General features: G+C 53.2%; 18 protein-coding genes and 3 pseudogenes. 9 read left to right on the top strand and 12 right to left on the bottom strand.

Annotation, left to right across the window (positions count from 1 at the left end; translation table 11 throughout):
* Nucleotides 1–69: 69 nt before the first annotated feature.
* Nucleotides 70–696, top strand: a complete 627-nt coding sequence (locus tag HV345_RS06070) for an inovirus Gp2 family protein (RefSeq protein ID WP_001618771.1) — start codon at nucleotides 70–72, stop codon at nucleotides 694–696.
* Between the two features lie 72 nt (nucleotides 697–768).
* Here HV345_RS06070 and HV345_RS06065 read toward each other — a convergent pair whose 3' ends face one another.
* The 6 genes from HV345_RS06065 to HV345_RS06040 form a co-directional block, all read right to left on the bottom strand.
* Nucleotides 769–1,263 carry a hypothetical protein gene (locus tag HV345_RS06065; RefSeq protein WP_006809979.1) on the bottom strand — a complete coding sequence of 165 codons (495 nt, stop codon included), beginning with the start codon at nucleotides 1,261–1,263 and terminating at the stop codon, nucleotides 769–771.
* Nucleotides 1,264–1,297: 34 nt separating this feature from the next.
* Nucleotides 1,298–4,429: a type I restriction endonuclease subunit R gene (locus HV345_RS06060; protein ID WP_019077730.1), complete on the bottom strand. Its 3,132-nt coding sequence runs from the start codon at nucleotides 4,427–4,429 to the stop codon at nucleotides 1,298–1,300.
* The gene (locus HV345_RS06055) at nucleotides 4,429–5,802 is read right to left on the bottom strand and encodes a restriction endonuclease subunit S (RefSeq protein WP_019077729.1); all 1,374 of its coding nucleotides are present in this window, start codon (nucleotides 5,800–5,802) and stop codon (nucleotides 4,429–4,431) included. Before HV345_RS06055 ends, HV345_RS06060 begins: the two co-directional genes overlap by 1 nt.
* Nucleotides 5,792–7,501: a class I SAM-dependent DNA methyltransferase gene (locus HV345_RS06050; protein ID WP_001515697.1), complete on the bottom strand. Its 1,710-nt coding sequence runs from the start codon at nucleotides 7,499–7,501 to the stop codon at nucleotides 5,792–5,794. Before HV345_RS06050 ends, HV345_RS06055 begins: the two co-directional genes overlap by 11 nt.
* Before the next feature lie 268 nt (nucleotides 7,502–7,769).
* The gene (locus HV345_RS06045) at nucleotides 7,770–8,231 is read right to left on the bottom strand and encodes a GNAT family N-acetyltransferase (protein ID WP_019077728.1); all 462 of its coding nucleotides are present in this window, start codon (nucleotides 8,229–8,231) and stop codon (nucleotides 7,770–7,772) included.
* Between the two features lie 62 nt (nucleotides 8,232–8,293).
* The gene (locus HV345_RS06040) at nucleotides 8,294–8,896 is read right to left on the bottom strand and encodes a helix-turn-helix domain-containing protein (protein ID WP_001581470.1); all 603 of its coding nucleotides are present in this window, start codon (nucleotides 8,894–8,896) and stop codon (nucleotides 8,294–8,296) included.
* Nucleotides 8,897–8,939: 43 nt separating this feature from the next.
* On the opposite strand from HV345_RS06040, the gene HV345_RS06035 reads away from it, so the two are divergent.
* Both HV345_RS06035 and HV345_RS06030 read left to right on the top strand, forming a co-directional pair.
* On the top strand, nucleotides 8,940–9,635 hold the full coding sequence (locus tag HV345_RS06035) for a B3/4 domain-containing protein (RefSeq protein WP_019077727.1): 696 nt from the start codon (nucleotides 8,940–8,942) through the stop codon (nucleotides 9,633–9,635).
* Nucleotides 9,636–9,655: 20 nt separating this feature from the next.
* A pseudogene (locus HV345_RS06030) lies at nucleotides 9,656–9,901 on the top strand (dihydrodipicolinate synthase family protein); the annotation flags it as partial.
* On the opposite strand, the gene HV345_RS26660 reads toward HV345_RS06030, so the two are convergent.
* On the bottom strand, nucleotides 9,803–10,057 hold the full coding sequence (locus HV345_RS26660) for a hypothetical protein (RefSeq protein WP_305955147.1): 255 nt from the start codon (nucleotides 10,055–10,057) through the stop codon (nucleotides 9,803–9,805). The pseudogene HV345_RS06030 and the gene HV345_RS26660 sit on opposite strands and share 99 nt — an antisense overlap.
* Nucleotides 10,039–11,019, bottom strand: a complete 981-nt coding sequence (locus HV345_RS06025; RefSeq protein WP_000019441.1) for an IS5-like element ISKpn26 family transposase — start codon at nucleotides 11,017–11,019, stop codon at nucleotides 10,039–10,041. The genes HV345_RS26660 and HV345_RS06025 overlap by 19 nt, the downstream gene beginning before the upstream one ends.
* On the opposite strand from HV345_RS06025, the gene HV345_RS06020 reads away from it, so the two are divergent.
* Nucleotides 11,018–11,278, top strand: a complete 261-nt coding sequence (locus tag HV345_RS06020; RefSeq protein ID WP_162648843.1) for a hypothetical protein — start codon at nucleotides 11,018–11,020, stop codon at nucleotides 11,276–11,278. The genes HV345_RS06025 and HV345_RS06020 overlap by 2 nt on opposite strands.
* Before the next feature lie 39 nt (nucleotides 11,279–11,317).
* Here HV345_RS06020 and HV345_RS26655 read toward each other — a convergent pair.
* The 4 genes and pseudogenes from HV345_RS26655 to HV345_RS06005 all read right to left on the bottom strand — a co-directional run.
* Nucleotides 11,318–11,545, bottom strand: a pseudogene (locus tag HV345_RS26655) (hypothetical protein); the annotation flags it as partial.
* A 96-nt stretch (nucleotides 11,546–11,641) separates the two neighbouring features.
* A complete protein-coding gene (locus tag HV345_RS06015) occupies nucleotides 11,642–12,850 on the bottom strand; it encodes an IS256 family transposase (RefSeq protein WP_049043034.1) in 1,209 nt (402 codons plus the stop codon).
* 217 nt (nucleotides 12,851–13,067) lie between these two features.
* Nucleotides 13,068–13,232 (bottom strand): annotated as a pseudogene (locus tag HV345_RS06010) (transposase domain-containing protein); the annotation flags it as partial.
* Complete coding sequence (locus HV345_RS06005) at nucleotides 13,177–13,440, bottom strand: transposase (RefSeq protein WP_001247776.1); 264 nt, start codon at nucleotides 13,438–13,440, stop codon at nucleotides 13,177–13,179. The gene HV345_RS06005 and the pseudogene HV345_RS06010, both read right to left, overlap by 56 nt.
* Before the next feature lie 14 nt (nucleotides 13,441–13,454).
* Here HV345_RS06005 and HV345_RS06000 point away from each other — a divergent pair, with 14 nt between their 5' ends.
* The 5 genes from HV345_RS06000 to HV345_RS05980 all read left to right on the top strand — a co-directional run bounded on the left by HV345_RS06000 (nucleotide 13,455) and on the right by HV345_RS05980 (nucleotide 17,927).
* Entirely contained in the window at nucleotides 13,455–13,718 is a 264-nt protein-coding gene (locus tag HV345_RS06000; protein WP_001295708.1) for a hypothetical protein, read from the top strand.
* A gap of 228 nt (nucleotides 13,719–13,946) precedes the next feature.
* Nucleotides 13,947–14,228, top strand: coding sequence for a helix-turn-helix domain-containing protein (locus tag HV345_RS05995; protein WP_000643630.1), 282 nt, complete (start codon nucleotides 13,947–13,949; stop codon nucleotides 14,226–14,228).
* A gap of 34 nt (nucleotides 14,229–14,262) precedes the next feature.
* Nucleotides 14,263–14,832, top strand: coding sequence for a small heat shock protein sHSP20 (hsp20, locus tag HV345_RS05990; RefSeq protein WP_000350437.1), 570 nt, complete (start codon nucleotides 14,263–14,265; stop codon nucleotides 14,830–14,832).
* Between the two features lie 105 nt (nucleotides 14,833–14,937).
* Nucleotides 14,938–17,787 (top strand): heat shock survival AAA family ATPase ClpK, encoded by a 2,850-nt coding sequence (gene clpK, locus HV345_RS05985; protein ID WP_049043027.1) that lies wholly within the window; start codon nucleotides 14,938–14,940, stop codon nucleotides 17,785–17,787.
* Entirely contained in the window at nucleotides 17,787–17,927 is a 141-nt protein-coding gene (locus tag HV345_RS05980) for a hypothetical protein (protein ID WP_016154560.1), read from the top strand. Before clpK ends, HV345_RS05980 begins: the two co-directional genes overlap by 1 nt.
* The last annotated feature ends 47 nt before the right edge of the window (nucleotides 17,928–17,974 follow it).

Below are 17,974 nucleotides of genomic sequence, written 5' to 3'. Positions count from 1 at the left end.
TTTGTTATCATGATAGGTAATATATATTGTATATATTACCTACACCAATATCAATAAATAGGATACAATATGACATACGATAGTGAATTCGGATCACACGTATCCCTATATCGGGATAGAATACAACAGGTTATTGATGACTCCCTCAACGAACATCCTAACTCAATGATTCTTCGTGTTGATCTGCATGATCCAATTGATACAGAAAATATGGATAACCCATTCTTTCAACCCAGAGTTGACTCTGGTGCTATATCTCGCTTTACCAGTGCGTTAAAAGCAAAGCTTGAACACGATAAGCATATTAAAACTCAACGAAAAGACTGGCCTGATACCCGACATTCAACCTTACGTTACGCATGGGTCCGAGAATATACCAAAAATGGAAAACGGCATTACCATCTGATATTGTGTTTCAATCAGGATGCTTATTATCATTTGGGGGATTATGACTTAAAGCGTAACACGTTACGTACAATGATAACAACAGCCTGGTACAGTGCACTTGGCATCCCGATAGATGACTCTGGGAAGCTAGTTAATTACCCATCAAATGGAAAATATCTCCTAAATCGTAAAAGGGACAACTTTGAGCAGACTTATAGCGATTTGATGAACAGGGTGGATTACATGACCAAAGTAAGAACTAAAATAGTCGGTGATGGGGACCGTAATTTCGGCTGCAGTCGCGGGTAATTTATTTTTTACAGCAATGGCCTTTCTTATGGATGGAAAGGCCAAACCCATCAGTTAAAGATGGTTGTTTTACTATAATCCAACGACCTCATCCCCGATATTAGTCAAAATCATTAATTCTTTAATCTCTCGTTGTGCCAACTGTAATTCAAACTGCTCTTGAATTAACATCCACTTCGACCAACTTCCACCGACTACATGCGATAATCGGAGTGCCATAGCTTTCGTCAGTGAAACTGAACCGTTCAACAATTCAACTATCTCTTGCTCGCGACATCCCATGTAAACCGAAAATTTATTCAGTCCTATATTTGATACCGCTAGTATTTCGGCCAGTTTAATGCCGGGATGATCAGGAAGTAAGGTCATGCCGTATTCATCCTGATAAATTCCATAAATAGAACAGCCAGTTTCTCTCAGTTCTCGTAAATTCTTCCCTGCAAACTTCAGCTCGTGTGAAAGCCCGAGAAACTCACCAGTAAATTCATATTCTGCTTCAGGCCTATGGTGGCATTTGATCAATGCAAATGCCGCCCCTACTTTTTCAACTGTTACAGTAACCGACATTGAACCACCTCCGTCAAGATAATCGATGAACGTTTTAGACTGTCCAGCTGTTCGACACCACTTCTGCCTGCTTCAAAATCAGTTCCACGGCGCCCGGCGTTTTGTCCGGCGGATACTTATACTTACGCAGCGTCTGGCGCACCAGAATACGCAATCGGGCACGCACGCTTTCACGCACCTGCCAGTCCACGGTGGTGGACTGCCGCAATTTCAATGTCACTTCGATGGCCAGCTTTCTCAGCGTATCATCGCCCAGTTCACGCACTGCACTTTCATTTTCAGCCAGCGCATCATAGAAGGCGATTTCATCCGGGGTCAGCCCTAACGCATCATCACGCGCCATCGCCTCCTGGAACGCTTTCGCCATCTGGATCAGCTCTTCAATCACCTGCGCGGTTTCAATCGCCCGGTTATTGTATTTGAGCAGTACGGCTTTCAGGCGGTCAGAATATTTCTTCTGCTGCACTACGTTATTGCCCGAACGGGCATGAATCCCGTCATTGAGCAGTTTTTCCAGCAATTCTACAGCCAGATTACGCTGCGGCATTTCCCGCACTTCCTCCAGGAACTCATCCGACAGCAAACCTATGTTCGGCTTATCCAATCCAGCCAAAGCAAACACATCTTCAACGCCGGTCGCGACGACCGCATTATCAAGAATTTTACTCAGCAGCGAATTTTTTTCTGACTGGCTAAATTTGGCCTTCGGATCGAGTTTGATAAGCCCCACCCGGATCGCCGAAAGAAACGCGAACTCTTCCTGCAAAGGTTCGGCCTCATCCAGCGTGTTACATAGTGACCAGGCTTTGCTCATCGCCAGCGAGACATCGAGGTAACGTTTTTTACCGTCATCCAGTCCCAGAATGTAGTTCACGGCATCACGCAAGAAGGCCAGCGGATCGCGGGAGAAGCCCGTGTAATCAAATCCCGGCTTACCCGCCGAACGGGCAAACATCCCATGAATGACATCCATTTTTTCCAGCAGAATCGCAAAGGCTTCCCGGGCATCAACCGTCGTCTGTCCTTTGCCTTTTGAATCGGTATAGGTTTTCAGTGCCTGCTTCAGCTCGTTGGCAATGCCGATATAATCCACCACCAGTCCGCCGGGTTTATCCCGGAACACACGGTTAACGCGGGCAATCGCCTGCATCAGGTTATGGCCGCGCATCGGTTTGTCGATATACATGGTGTGGCAGCACGGGGCATCAAACCCGGTCAGCCACATATCCCGCACAATCACCAGTTTCAGCGGGTCGTTCAGATCTTTAAAGCGGGCTTCCAGGCGTTTTTTGGTCTGTTTGTTGTAGATATGCGATTGCAGATGGTCTTTATCTGACGCCGATCCGGTCATGATGACTTTGATCGCCCCTTGTTCAACGTCTTCACTGTGCCATTCCGGGCGGATCGCCACGATGGCATCGTACAGTTTCACGCAGATCTCGCGGCTCATGGCGACAATCATCGCTTTGCCGTTCATAGCAGCATTGCGCGTTTCAAAATGTTGAACCAGATCGGCCGCTACCTGTTTGATACGCGGCTCTGAACCGACCAGCTTTTCCAGACGGCTCCAGTCGCCTTTGGTTTTCTCCTGCTGACCCGTCTCTTCGTCTTCTACCAGTTCATCGACCTGATCGGATAGCGTTTCCAGCTCTTCATGGTTCAGGTCGAGTTTTGCCAGCCGGGATTCGTAGTAGATCGGCACCGTTGCGCCGTCATCGACCGCATCCTGAATGTCGTAGATAGAGACATAATCACCGAACACGGCACGGGTATCTTTATCTTCCGAGGCAATCGGCGTGCCGGTAAAGCCCATAAACGACGCATTCGGCAGCGCGTCGCGCATATGTTTTGCGTAGCCGTATTTATAGACACCCGTTTGTCTGTCCAGCGTGGCGCTCAGGCCATACTGGCTACGGTGCGCTTCATCCGAAATCACCACGATGTTGCTGCGCTGATTGAGTGCCGGATGGCTCTGCTCACCGTCCAGCGGCGCAAACTTCTGCACGGTGGTAAAGATGATGCCGCCGGATTCACGGGCATTAAGCAACTCGCGCAATTCATCTCGATCGTTGGCCTGTAGTGGCGTCTGCTTCAGCAAATCCTGTGCCTGGCAGAAGGTGGCGTATAACTGGCCGTCGAGATCGTTGCGATCCGTCACCACCACAATGGTCGGGTTGTTCATCTCCGCCTGTTGCAGCAGTTTCCCGGCATAGCAGCACATAGAGATACTTTTGCCGGAACCCTGGGTATGCCAGACGACCCCCGCTTTTTTACTACCGGGCTGAATATTACTGTGCAACGGCAGGTGTTTACCGGTCGAGGCCACAATCGTCGCCGTCACCGCTTCACGCACTGCATGGAACTGGTGATAGGCGGCAATCTTCTTAATCAGCCGTTTGCCGTCATTCTCAAACAGGACAAAATAGCGGATATAATCGAGCAATAATTCACGGTTAAAAAAGCCCTGCACGACGGTTTTAAGCTGCCAGTCAAACTGCGGTTTGTCATTTTCGTTCGCCACCGTTTTCCACGGCAGGAAGCGCTCTTCATCCGCCGTGAGAGAGCCAATGCGCGCATTCTGCCCATCGCTCACCACCAGCGCTTCGTTACAGATAAACAGATCGCTCAATTCGTTTTTATAGGTCTGTAACTGGTTAAACGCCGCCCAGATATCGGCGTTAGCATCAATGGGGCTTTTCAGCTCAATCACCGCCACCGGCAGACCGTTGATATAGCCAATGATATCCGGACGACGAACCTGCTTTATTCCCTGAATGGCGACCTGGTTCACCACCATAAAGCGGTTGTTGTCTGGATGGTTGAAATCCATTAACAGCGCGTTATCGTGAATTACCTTGTCTTCATGCTTATATTCAACGGGTACGCCATTGAGCAGCAGGTGATGAAAGACTTTATTGCTGACGACCAGATCCGGGCTGTGCGCATGGGCGATACGCAGTATCACCTCCTCCAGCACGGAAACAGGGAGATGGGGATTGATGGTTTGCAGCTGCTCCAGCATTACCGGGCGCAGAAACACATCATGAAATGAGGCACGCAGCGGGTTATCGCCATCCGGTGCGATATCCGGCCCGTGCAGCACGTCCCAGCCCTGTTCAGCAAACCATTGCAGGCATTGCTGTTCTAAATCGTCTTCGCTTAGCATCAGGCTTCCTCGCTGATTATTTGTTCTGCTTCCGGCAGGGTAATTTCACCCGAGAGAAGTTTGGGGAGAAGGGTGTCGCGGAGTTCGGTTAGGCTATTATTTTCCCGCATAGTATTTTCAATCAACGAGTAGATTGCACTTACTTGCTTGGTATAATTTTTAACAAGCTCAAGTGGCGGCTTCACAAGAGGAATTGGATTGAAATTTTTCTTACTAATTTCAGCAAAGGTGGTACCACTTGCGCGAGATATAATTTCTGGCATGTTTGCAGAACACCACTGTAACACGAATTCAGGGCTTAACTCTTTATTACACTTCATGGCAATATATCCCTGATTAATCGCCACAGGGACTTTTGCAATTGCCAGGTATCCCACAGGTGCACGTGATGACATCAACACGGTATTAACAGGTAGTAAACCAGAGGAAATTTTGCCCAATCCTGCTTTTGTTATTTTTCTTTCTGTATGCAGTAAAATTTTGTCTTTAACGTTGGATAAATCTTTAGGTGTAGTCCAGTGAATATCTCCATTATCCCAAAAATCAGGTGTTTTAGTTGATGGCGTTGCCCCACCAGCAATATCGATTTGCGCTCCAATTTCAGATAGAGTCCACCCTTCCGGAATTTCCCCCAACTCACTGTCCTGCATCGCCAACGGAAACAGCTCTGCCGTGGCTTTTAATTCGGCATACTGCTCAGGATGTTCACGCTCAAAAACCGCTAGCGCATCCGCATTTTTCCCGGAAATGGCGGTCATTGCGGCAAGCGTTGCATCTTCCTGCGAACCGCCCGCTTCCAGCACTGCCATTTTGGCCTTTACGGGTTCAAAATTAACAAACCAGCTTTTGAACAGGGCTTGTGCCATTTGTTCGAGGGTTTGGTTTATCTGATTATTCGTGAATACTTTCTCTTCCTGCAATTCGATGAGCTTACTAATATTACAAGCATTCTCAACAGGTAAAACACTTACTGGAATATTATTAATAAGGTCTTTGCTAACATTAGGAAAAGTTGATCCTGTCGCAGCTGCCAGCAATTTAGGAAGATAAGTCTCTAATACAGCTTTAACGTAAGGTGTCGGATATCCGTTTCGACCTCTTATTGCAGCAAGACCTCGACCTATACAATATTTTTGATCAGAATAGTTCATCCTGCCGGTTGTTGAACCACGAACACAAAATAAAATATCTCCTGGTAGCGATATTTTTTTTGCATATGCAGTATGCTGCACAGGTGCAGGGTAACGGTCAGTAAACTCTGTAGGTCCATTCAATAAGGGGAGTCCTATCCCCTCATTATTAACCTCTTCGCCTTTAGGGGATTGCCCCATAATAATCTCTGCAATATGAGAGAATGGAATCTCAAAACTCATAACCCAGCCCCCCCAGATTCGCCTTAATCTGTGCTTCTAGGTTCGCGCTCTCTTCCAACTGATCTTTCAGTTGCGTCGTCAATCGTGCCATTTTCTCGGCAAAGGGTTCATCATCTTCGTCTTGCTCGGTAGCACCAACATAGCGCCCAGGGGTCAACACAAAGTCGTTTTTCTGAATATCTTCCAGCGTTGCAGAGAAGCAGAATCCGGCTTCGTCTTCGTACTCTTTATCTGCCTGCCATTTGTGGAAGGTGTCGGCAATTCTGGCGATATCTTCACGAGTAAAGTCACGCAGCACGCGGTCTTTCATAAAGCCAATCTTGCGGGCGTCGATAAACAGCACTTCGCCTTTGCGGTGCGCTTTGCCGTTGCCGCTAGATTTGTCTTTGGTCAGGAACCAGATACAGGCCGGGATTTGGGTGTTGGTAAAGAGCTGGCCCGGTAGCGCCACCATGCACTCGACCAAATCGGCTTTGATCAGGTTACGGCGGATTTCGCCTTCGTTGTTGGTGTTGGAGCTCATCGAACCGTTCGCCAGCAGCAGCGCCATCGAACCTTTTGGCGCAAGGTGATGGATCATGTGCTGCATCCACGCAAAGTTGGCGTTGCCCTGCGGCGGTGTGCCGTATTTCCAGCGCACGTCGTTTTCCAGCTTGGCGTTCCACCACTCCTTCATGTTGAACGGCGGGTTCGCCATCACGAAGTCAGCTCGCAGATCCGGGTGCTGGTCGTCCAGCAGGGTGTCGGCGTTTTTGCTGCCGAAGTTAAAGTCGATACCCCGGATCGCCATATTCATTGCCGCCAGCTTCCAGGTGGTCGGGTTCGACTCCTGGCCGTAAACAGAGATATTGCGCTTCTGCTCGGCGGCGTTGTACTGCTTCTCGCCCGCGTGCTCTTCGATAAAACGGTCGCTGGAAACAAAGAACCCGCCGGAACCCATCGCCGGGTCATACACGCGCCCGTTATACGGTTGCAGCATTTCAACAATCAGGGTGACGATACTTTTTGGCGTGTAATACTGGCCGCCCTGCTTACCTTCCGCCAGCGCGAACTGACCGAGGAAATATTCGTACACGTGACCGAGAATATCTTTGCTCTTTAAGTTGAGCTTCTCGCCGTTATATTCCGGGTTGCTGAAGTTGGCGTCAGAGAAAGTATTAATCAGCCCGGTCAACACTTCGTTGCCCAATTGATACTGGCTGATACGGTTCAGAATACCTTTCAGCTTCGGGTTGGTTTTTTCGATTTCATCGAGCGCGTTATCCACCAGCCAGGACACAGAGCGCAGCGTCACATCCTTGCCGGTGGTTTCATCCACCCACAGCACGGTGCCGGTCGGCAACATGGCTTTGTTTTTCAGCGTGTCCCAGCGCGCGGCTTTCGGCACCCAGAAGATGTTCTTTTCGGTGTAGTAATCTTCCACCTCCAGTTCATCCACAATCGCCTGTGCGTACTCTTCATCAGAGTCGTAACCGTCGCGCGACATGGCATAGATGTTGTCCGGGTTGCCGACATCGCGGAACAAGGTGATTAGCTCCTGCTGACGCGCCTCGAAGGCATCGGACACATACTTGAGGAAGATAAGCCCCAGCACCACGTGCTTGTAGTTGGCGGCATCCATGTTGGCGCGTAGCTTGTCGGCGGCTTTCCAGAATTTGTTATCCAGCTCGTTCAGGAACTGTTGTTCGGCGTTGTTCATGAAAATCCTCAGGGGAGATCGCAGCGATAGTGCAAACATGCCTATCTTAAATTTGGTTTTGGAATGCTAATCGCAAAATGATACCCGGAATGACTAGGTTCATAAACGAGATAGCGCAAAGAAGTGGAAGATGGGCTATGGCTAAGTTGACATTAAGTTCCGGGCCTCAAGCAGACGTCTCAACGTTGTCTCGCGAATATGCCAAATTATTCCGCAGCAGATGCTCAGCCCTACGGATTGACAGTCTATATTACTCTCCAAACAGTCTTCATTTACCTTCGGTTTTACGATACATGTCTGGTCGGTTGATCTGCCAGACAAAGTCTGGTCGGTTCAACGGGAGATACCCCATTTTCTGGTATAGCCAAGGGGCGCTGTCAGTGACCAGCATTATCCGTCGCAGGCGTGACATCAATGGATGGGCGTGACAGCATTCAATCAACCAACGACCGAGGCCACTTTTCTGATAGTCGTTCAGCACGTAGACGTCGCACAAATAACCAAAAGTGGCAAAGTCTGTCACCAGACGGGCGAAACCGATCTGTCTTGTGCCATCCAGTAGGCCAAAACAAAGGCTGTTCTGGATAGATACACTGACCGTTTCTATATCAATACCAGGAGCCCAGGACGATTGCGAAAGGTAATCATGAATGGCTTCCAGCTCAAAAAAGGCGGGATCGGTTGTGACCGTAAACAGGTCTTTAGTAAAACTGAGATGCGGGTTATCCACTGATTAACTCCTTGTAAACGAATATGTGACGAGACAGGACCGAACGGTATGTTGGGTAACTCTCAGGATGATTTCTCATGTACCGTCATGATGAACACCAATGGGCTCGCTCCTCGGTTTTCATAGCAATGCGCAACGTCTGTTCTCGCGGTTGCCGAACAGTTGGTGTTCACTTGATACAGGTGATCTTGTACACCCAGTGTGAGTGTGCCTTCCTGGACGTAAAACAATTCAAGCGTTCCATCTGTGTGGCCGGGGGAAGCAAACTTTTCCCCCGGTTGCATTTCCCACATCCACATCTCGGTCATATCAGGGCCACCTGATCCTGCAAGCAGTCTGGCTCGTCCGCCTTTTTCGCCTTGCCATAATTCGGGGATTTCCTCTTCAGCGATGAGATGCACCGTTGGTTTCGAACTGACATCCACAAAGTCTGCCACCGAAACCCCCATCGCGACGGCCAGGCGGCACAACAGAGCAATACTGGGATTTGCCCGGCACCCCTCAATTTCAACCAGTGCACCCTTGCTGACGCCCGCCCGGCGGGAGAGTTCATCAAGGGAGATTTTTTTTTGTTTGCGATACAGCTTAATCCGCTGAGATACAGCTTCATTTACTGTGCTGGCAATCGAACCAGCATCGGTCATTAAATTGACTTTTTTAGTCATTGGTCATTATCATGATTTAAATTGGTCATTACAGGATTATTCCGTGTTAACAGTATCTCCGTCAATTGCCCCTGAAATTTATCGTATTGCACCCGGTTTCCGGGCACTCAGTATCTATGTAAACGCTGCGCCGGTGCTGAACCCTGATATTGGTGAAACAGCGCTGAGAGAAGCTTGTGAAGCGGTTCTTGTCGGTGAGCCTGAGTGGGCAGAATCGCATTTAGCTGCATGGGCTGAGATTTTTCAGACGTTTGGCGCTAAGCCTAAACGCACCCCTTGTTCAGCTGATGCGTTACGTAAGCGTGTATTACGTGACGGCGCGATGCCAGCACTTGACCCCATCGTTGATCTCTATAATGCCGTTAGCCTTCGCTACGCCGTGCCGGTGGGGGGCGAGAACATTGCTGCCTATCAGGGGCTACCACGCCTCGTTGTGGCAACAGGCACTGAGCCGTTTGATACGGTAAAAGAGGGTGAAATCGCCGTTGAATATCCTTCGCAAGGTGAAGTTATCTGGCGTGATGATGCCGGTGTGACCTGCCGTCGCTGGAACTGGCGACAAGGAGTCAGAACCCGCTTAGATGTGGAAGCACAGTACATGTGGTTTATTCTGGAGAGTCTGCCACAAATGCCACTGGAAAAACTTCACGAAGCCGGGAAGATGCTGACCGATGGCCTCGAAGCAATGATGCCAGGTCTGCGGGTTGACGTAACTCTCATTGAAGAGCAACAACCGTAATACCATTGAGGAGAAACACCATGTTCACCGGCTTGTCTGCTTTCCCAATGACCCCTGTTACCGCCAACGGCGTCGATGAAAAGGGATTCAATAATATTTTGGCCCGCCTTACGACGGCACGGGTGGATTCAATGGGTATTCTGGGGTCTACCGGTAGCTACGCCTATCTAACCCCGGAGCAGCGCAAACGTGTCGCGACTCTGGCAAAACAGGTTGCTGGGGATATCCCTGTTATGGTGTGTGTGGGGGCAGTCAGGGAAGGTGCGAATAAGCAGGTCATTTCTTCCCAAGCTGACTCGCTGATTAAAATTTCGCGGATCTGGGCCGATTTTTTTCCCGCAAACACATCGAATCAGCCTATTTAGGCTATTTTTTCCACCATTTCTGGCGTTATTTCCGGTTTTTACTGAGATCTCTCCCACTGACGTATCATTTGGTCCACCCGAAACAGGTTGGCCAGGGTGAATAACATCGCCAGTTGGTTATCGTTTTTCAGCAGCCCCTTGTATCTGGCTTTCACGAAGCCGAACTGCCGCTTGATGATGCGAAACGGGTGCTCCACCTTGGCACGGATGCTGGCTTTCATGTATTCGATGTTGATGGCCGTTTTGTTCTTGCGCGGATGCTGCTTCAAGGTTTTTACCTTGCCGGGACGCTCGGCGATCAGCCAGTCCACATCCACCTCGGCCAGCTCCTCGCGCTGTGGCGCTCCTTGGTAGCCGGCATCGGCTGAGACAAATTGCTCCTCTCCATGAAGCAGATTACCCAGCTGATTGAGGTCATGCTCGTTGGCCGCGGTGGTGACTAGGCTGTGGGTCAGGCCACTCTTGGCATCGACACCAATGTGGGCCTTCATGCCAAAGTGCCACTGATTGCCTTTCTTGGTCTGATGCATCTCCGGATCGCGTTGCTGCTCTTTGTTCTTGGTAGAGCTGGGTGCCTCAATGATGGTGGCATCCACCAAAGTGCCTTGGGTCATCATGACGCCTGCTTCGGCCAGCCAGCGATTGATGGTCTTGAACAATTGACGGGCCAGTTGATGCTGCTCGAGCAGGTGGCGGAAATTCATGATGGTGGTGCGATCCGGCAGGGCGCTATCCAGGGATAATCGGGCAAACAGGCGCATGGAGGCGATTTCGTACAGGGCATCTTCCATGGCACCGTCGCTCAGGTTGTACCAATGCTGCATGCAGTGAATACGCAGCATGGTCTCCAGCGGATAGGGCCGTCGGCCATTGCCCGCCTTGGGATAAAACGGCTCGATGACAGCGGTCATATTCTGCCATGGCAGAATCTGCTCCATGCGGGAGAGGAAAATCTCTTTTCGGGTCTGACGGCGCTTAGTGCTGAATTCACTATCGGCGAAGGTGAGTTGATGGCTCATGATGTCCCTCTGGGATGCGCTCCGGATGAATATGATGATCTCATATCAGGAACTTGTTCGCACCTTCCTTAATGAGCAGGTGCAGAATCCAACCTTCTACCCGCTGATTGCTTCCATTCAAAAACACTGCGACAAAATTATTATTGAAGGGATTGAGAATAGAGAACATATGGGGTTACTGCGTGAGGTGGGGATTTGGGGATTACAGGGGTATCTTTTTAAATCTGTCCCTTTTAAAAATGTGGATTCATTGCTTTAGTGTTGAAACCATCAAAGGGGCTTACGCCCCTTTGATGTATCACCCGCCTGTGCTGCTCTGACCGCTCAAGGCTGACAAGGTTAGCGACTGTGTAAAACTGGCTTGTGAGGCTCTCGCCTGGAAATCAATGTAATCACTCAATCTTGAGCTATCGCTGGCGATAGTGAGCGGAACAGACGCTTCAAGATTTAGATTGAATACAGGTGAAAGGTTGTACGATAGCGCACTATTGGTACTGGTTAGGGATGATGTAGCAGAATCACGAAGCGCTCCCGCTTGCAGAGAATCACCATTCAGGCTGTATTGTTCTACCGCTGTCCCTGTATGAATGAGCCTGTTTACCATTCTGTGTAAATGCCTTTCTCAGAAGTGACCGTCAAGGCGGTCACCGAACTCGATAATAAAGCGACTCATGGCTATCCGCCAGTCCTGAAGTGGCATCGTCCATTTCTGTGAGGCTGACTGGATAGCCAGCCTCACCACTTTTTTCACCGATTCATCTATCGGGAACACTTTCCGTTTCTTTATCGCATGTCTGATGACGCTATTCAGCGATTCGATTGCGTTAGTGGTGTAGATAACCTTGCGGATCGCCTCCGAATACACGAAGAAGGTGGCAACATTCGGCCAGTTTGCCCGCCAGCTGCGACTTATCTGCGGGTACCGTGCATCCCATTCCTTCCCGAACGCATCCAGCGCCTGCAACGCGCCTTCTTCCGTGGCTGCGCGGTAAACCTGTTTCAGGTCACGGGTTACCGCTTTATAGTCTTTCCACGCCAAGAACCGCAGGCTGTTGCGTGCCATGTGTACTATGCACAACTGGATCTGCGTCTCCGGGTAGACGGCATTAATCGCTTCCGGGAAGCCTTTCAGGCCGTCCACACAGGCGATAAGGATATCGTTCAGCCCGCGATTTTTCAGTTCCGTCAGTACATTCAGCCAGAACTTTGCACCTTCATTTTCGGCCAGCCACATACCTGGCAGCTCTTTCTGACCATCAAGGTTAATACCCAGAGCCAGGAACACCGCTCTGTTGATAACCCGGCTGTCCTGCCGTACTTTCAGGACAATACATTCAAGATAAACAATGGGATAAATCGCATCCAGAGGACGGTTTTGCCATTCTACAACCTGGTCGATTGCGGCATCGGTGACTTTCGATATCAGCGCCGGAGAGACGTCTGCATCGTACATTTCTTTGAAGACTGAGGTAATTTCGCGGGTAGTCATCCCTCTGGCATACAGCGCCAGGATCTGGTTGTCCATGCCGGTAATGCGGGTCTGATTTTTCTTCACCAGTTGTGGTTCGAAGGAACCATCACGATCACGTGGAGTACGTAATTCCATCGGCCCGTCGGTAGTGGTGACGGTTTTCGTGGAATAGCCATTACGGGAGTTGGTTCCCGATTTGGGCTGATTTTTATCATGTCCCAGATGGTGAGTCAGTTCAGCGTTGAGAGCAGCCTCAACACTGATTTTCTTGAGCAGGCGATCGAACTGACTGAGATCTTCAGGGGTTTTGAGATTTTTGGCCAGTTCGTTAGCCAGAGCCTGCAATTGTTTGTCGTCCATAATTTAACCTTCATTTGATGTTGAATTGAACATATCAAAATCAGGCAATTACACAAATATATGTACAGGCTCGCACCTGGGCTTGCCTGACTGACCGCAGGCCGGCGACGACAAGGTGGAAAAGTTCGGCGTGTGGCTCTGGCGGCAACGATCCCGCGAAGGGCGGACGGTGCTTGAGCTGTTGAACGTAAGCATGCGGGCAAACCATCTTGCGCGACTATGCCGGATGCCACCTATGCGGCAGCAGCTCTGCAATCTCACTAGCTCGCTGCGTCGGCAACCGTCTCAGCACATCCTTGAGATAGGCATACGGATCGTGCCCATTATTACGGGCCGACTGGATCAAACTCATGATCGCAGCAGCGCGCTTGAGCATGCGAACCCGCGCCGAGCATTTGAGAAGGCAACGGGATGAACGCTGGCTGGATAGCCGTGGTTTTCTGGGTAAGCAGGCGAATCCATTTGTGGACGAGGTTGGCATTGAGGCTGTAGCCCAAGGCGATGTTTGCGATGGAGGCACCGGGTTCAGAACACTCCTGAATGACCTGGGCCTTGAAAGATTTGCTGTAGGTACGGCGCTGAGGGCGCATGGAAAATCCGCTTGATGGGCCATGGCCTTCGGCGGCGGTGTCGGGAAGGTGTGTTGGCCGGACGGATACTGTTGAACTACGTTGTCTGGGGCAACGGAAGTGTTTCGGCCCGACTCTGGAACGCGATCCGCAGCGACGACTGGGCAATTCCGCACGTTGGCCTGAGCAGCCTCGGGGAAATCGTCGTCTGGGCGCGCCCAGACGAGTTTCCGCCAAGGAACATGCAGACAAGCAAGGGGCTGCGGGCACTCGGCTACAACGTGAGGATCGGTGTTTGATCGAGGCGCCTGTGGCACACGCAGGCTGAGGAGCCAGGCGCTGTCCATTGCCTGATCAGGCCGCCCCCCTGTGCCTTGCCTGAGCAGTTGACCTGCATCAATGGGGCGGGAGAACGCTGCACATTGACTCTTGACTCCTGAAGTTTTTCATAGTAGGTCTAGTATTACAAAGTATTGCAAGGATTTCCTTGGCCGGAACCGCAAAGCGACGCGATTGGAGAGGGTGAGATGAAAGCGCACCTACAGGTGATTTTCACGCTCGATGAATTGGCTGCGTACTTGAAAGTCGGCAAGCGGACGCTTTATCGGCTCGCCGCACACGGGGAAATTCCGGCTTTCAAGGTGGGCGGGACGTGGCGGCTTCGTCAAAGTGAAATCGATCAGTGCATCAATGATCAGACCCGAGCCGGAGCAAAGAAGGAGGTGATGCGCAAGCGTGAACAGCAGAAGTCATCCGAGCAGCCCGTGTCGCCTGGGCGCACTGCCCGTCGCAGCAGGCAAAGGGCTTGAGTAACTCGTTTTCCAATTTTTCTGGAGGTATGACATGGACATCGATTTCAAGAAGTTGGCTCCCTGGAACTGGTTCAAGAACGAGCAGCAAGAGCAGCAGACCGCCTCTTCCCTGCCGGTGCAGCGCAATGACCTGCCAGCGGCGAGCGGGCCAGTCAGCCCGATCCTGCAACTGCGTCGGGAAATCGACCGGCTGTTCGATGACGCATTCCGGGGCTTCGGTTTTCCGGCGTTGAACATGCCGCAGTGGCCATCCGATTGGTCGGGCATGCTGAAGCCGGCCCTGGACATCCAGGAAACCGACAAGCAGTACAAGATTGCCCTGGAAGTGCCCGGTGTCGAGGAGAAGGACATCCAGATCACCCTCGACAACGACGTGCTGATGGTGCGTGGCGAGAAGCGCCAGGAACAGGAGAAGAAGGAAGGTGGCTTCCACCGTGTGGAGCGCTCCTACGGCAGCTTTCAGCGTGCCTTGAACCTGCCTGACGACGCCAACCAGGATTCGATCAAGGCATCGTTCAAGAACGGGGTGCTCACGGTCACGATCGACAAGCGCGAGGTCAGCGCGCCGAAGCAGGGACGCTCGATCCCGATCAACGGCTGACGTCGCCGGCTCGTTCGTCACAAGAAAAACCCGTCCCGAGACGAGGTGTCGCGGCTCGCGATGCCTCGTCGCCTCAACCTTTTCAACCTTCTAAGGAGCATCAGCATGGCCAGAAAACAATGCCAGGTCTGCGGCCAACCCGCCACCGTGCGGGTGGAAGCCAATCTCAACGGTCGTCACAGCACCATGCTGTTGTGCGACGACCATTACCGGCAATTAGTGCGCCAGCAAAAGCGCACCGTTTCGCCGCTGGAAGCCTTGTTCGGTTCGCGCAGCGGCCTGTTCGAGGACTTCCTCGGCAGTGACTTCTTCCGCATCGGCGACGACGCGACGCCAGTTGCCGCCGATACCGATGACGTGGTCGATGCCTCGTTTGGCGAGCCCGCCGCCGCAGGTTCGGGTGCGCCGCGCCGTCGCGGCAGTGGGCTGGCCAGCCGCATCAGCGAACAGTCGGAAGCCTTGTTGCAGGAGGCCGCCAAACACGCTGCCGAATTTGGCCGCTCCGAGGTGGATACCGAACATCTGCTGCTGGCGCTGGCCGACAGCGACGTGGTCAAGACCATCCTGGGTCAGTTCAAGATCAAGGTCGATGACCTCAAGCGGCAGATCGAGTCTGAGGCCAAGCGCGGGGACAAGCCCTTCGAGGGCGAGATCGGCGTGTCGCCGCGCGTGAAGGATGCGCTCAGCCGCGCCTTCGTGGCCTCCAATGAACTCGGCCATTCTTATGTCGGTCCAGAGCATTTCCTGATTGGTCTGGCCGAGGAAGGCGAAGGGCTGGCCGCCAACCTGCTGCGCCGCTACGGCCTGACGCCGCAGGCGCTGCGCCAACAGGTCAGCAAGGTGGTCGGCAAGGGCGCCGAGGATGGACGCGCTGAGACGCCGACCAACACGCCAGAACTCGACAAGTACTCGCGCGACCTGACCAAGATGGCGCGCGACGGCAAGCTCGACCCGGTGATCGGCCGCGCGCAGGAGATCGAAACCACCATCGAGGTGCTGGCCCGGCGCAAGAAGAACAACCCGGTGCTGATCGGCGAGCCGGGTGTGGGCAAGACCGCCATCGTCGAAGGGCTGGCGCAGCGCATGGTGGCGGGTGAAGTGCCCGAGACCTTGCGCGACAAGCGCCTGGTGGAACTCAACATCAACGCCATGGTGGCCGGCGCCAAATATCGCGGCGAGTTCGAGGAGCGCGTGCAGAAGGTGCTGAAGGAGGTGACCGAGCACCAGGGCGAGCTGATTTTGTTCATCGACGAGGTGCACACCATCGTCGGTGCCGGCCAGGGCGGTGGCGAAGGCGGGCTGGACGTGGCCAACGTATTCAAACCGATGATGGCGCGCGGTGAACTCAACCTGATCGGCGCCACGACGCTGAACGAGTACCAGAAATACATCGAGAAGGATGCCGCACTGGAGCGGCGCTTCCAGCCGGTGACGGTGCCCGAGCCGACGGTGGCCCAGACCATCATGATTCTGCGCGGCCTGCGCGACACCTTCGAGGCGCACCACAAGGTCAGCATCTCCGAGGACGCGATCATCGCGGCGGCCGAGTTGTCCGACCGCTACATCACGGCGCGCTTCCTGCCGGACAAGGCGATCGACCTGCTCGACCAGGCGGCCGCGCGCGTGAAGCTGTCGGCCACGGCCCGGCCGGTGGCCGTGCAGGAGCTGGAGTCCGAACTGCACCAGCTGCGGCGTGAACAGGATTACGTGGCCGCGCGCAAGCAGTACGACCAGGCCGCCGAGCTCGGCAAGCGCATCGAAGCCAAGGAGGCCGAGCTCAAGAAGCTCGTCGAGAACTGGGAGCGGGAGCGGGCCTCCGGCAGTGCAGAGGTCAAGGCGGAACACGTGGCGCAGATCGTCTCGCGCCTGACCGGCATCCCGGTCAACGAGTTGACGGTGGAAGAGCGCGAAAAGCTGCTGCACTTGGAACAACGGCTGCACGAGCGCCTGGTGGGACAAGACGAGGCGGTCCGTGCCGTGGCCGATGCCGTGCGGCTGTCCCGCGCCGGCCTGCGCGAAGGCAGCAAACCGGTGGCTACCTTCCTGTTTCTGGGCCCGACCGGGGTGGGCAAGACCGAGCTCGCCAAGGCATTGGCCGAATCGATCTACGGCGATGAGCACGCCCTGTTGCGCATCGACATGTCGGAATATGGCGAACGCCATACCGTGGCGCGGCTGGTGGGCGCGCCTCCGGGCTATGTCGGTTACGACGAAGGCGGTCAGCTCACCGAGAAGGTGCGGCGCAAGCCCTACAGCGTGCTGCTGCTCGACGAGATCGAGAAGGCACACCCTGACGTCTACAACATCCTGCTGCAAGTGTTCGACGACGGTCGCCTCACCGACGGCAAGGGCCGGGTGGTGGATTTCACCAACACCATCATCATCGCCACGTCCAACCTGGGTTCGGACATCATCCAGCGACGGCTGAAGGCGCGTGGGGCGGCCGACGAGGAGTACGAAAAGACCAAGACCGAGGTCATGGACGTGCTGCGCGGCCACTTCCGGCCCGAGTTCCTCAACCGCATCGACGAGATCATCGTCTTCCATGCGCTGGGCAAGGAGGAGATCCGCCACATCGTCGGCCTGCAGCTCGATCGCGTGGCGCGCAGCGCCGCCAGCCAGGGCGTGACGCTCACTTTCGATCAGACGCTGATCGACCATTTCGCGGAAGAAGGCTACAAACCCGAGTTCGGTGCGCGTGAACTCAAGCGCCTGATCCGCAGCGAGCTGGAAACTGCGCTGGCGCGCGAGATGCTCGGTGGCAGCATCGGCAAGGGCGATCACGCCAGCGCACGCTGGGACGACAAGGCCGAACGCGTGGTGTTCGAACGCAAAGAGCTACCGCAGACCCCGGCCGAGCCGGAGCAGCCGGATGTCGCGAAGGCGACCGAGACGCCGCACGGCGACGCTGGCAAAGGCTCGCGCAAGAAGAAGTCGGCGAGCGACGCATCGTGATGGGCGTGTTCGAGCACGCCTACCGGATTCTCGACATCAACCGCGCGGTGCTGGAGCGCTGTGCGCGCGAGCTGCTGGCGCGGGAAACGCTCGACGAAAGCGATATCCGTCAATTGACTCAAGGACTTGTTCGGAACTGAAAACAGTAGTAGGTGCCATTCAGAGTAAACCGACGGCTCTGTTCAGT

The sequence above is a fragment of the Citrobacter sp. RHBSTW-00986 genome, assembly GCF_013783065.1.
In the GTDB taxonomy this organism is placed as follows: Bacteria; Pseudomonadota; Gammaproteobacteria; order Enterobacterales; family Enterobacteriaceae; genus Citrobacter; species Citrobacter braakii.
This window is presented reverse-complemented; position numbering and strand designations above follow the sequence as displayed.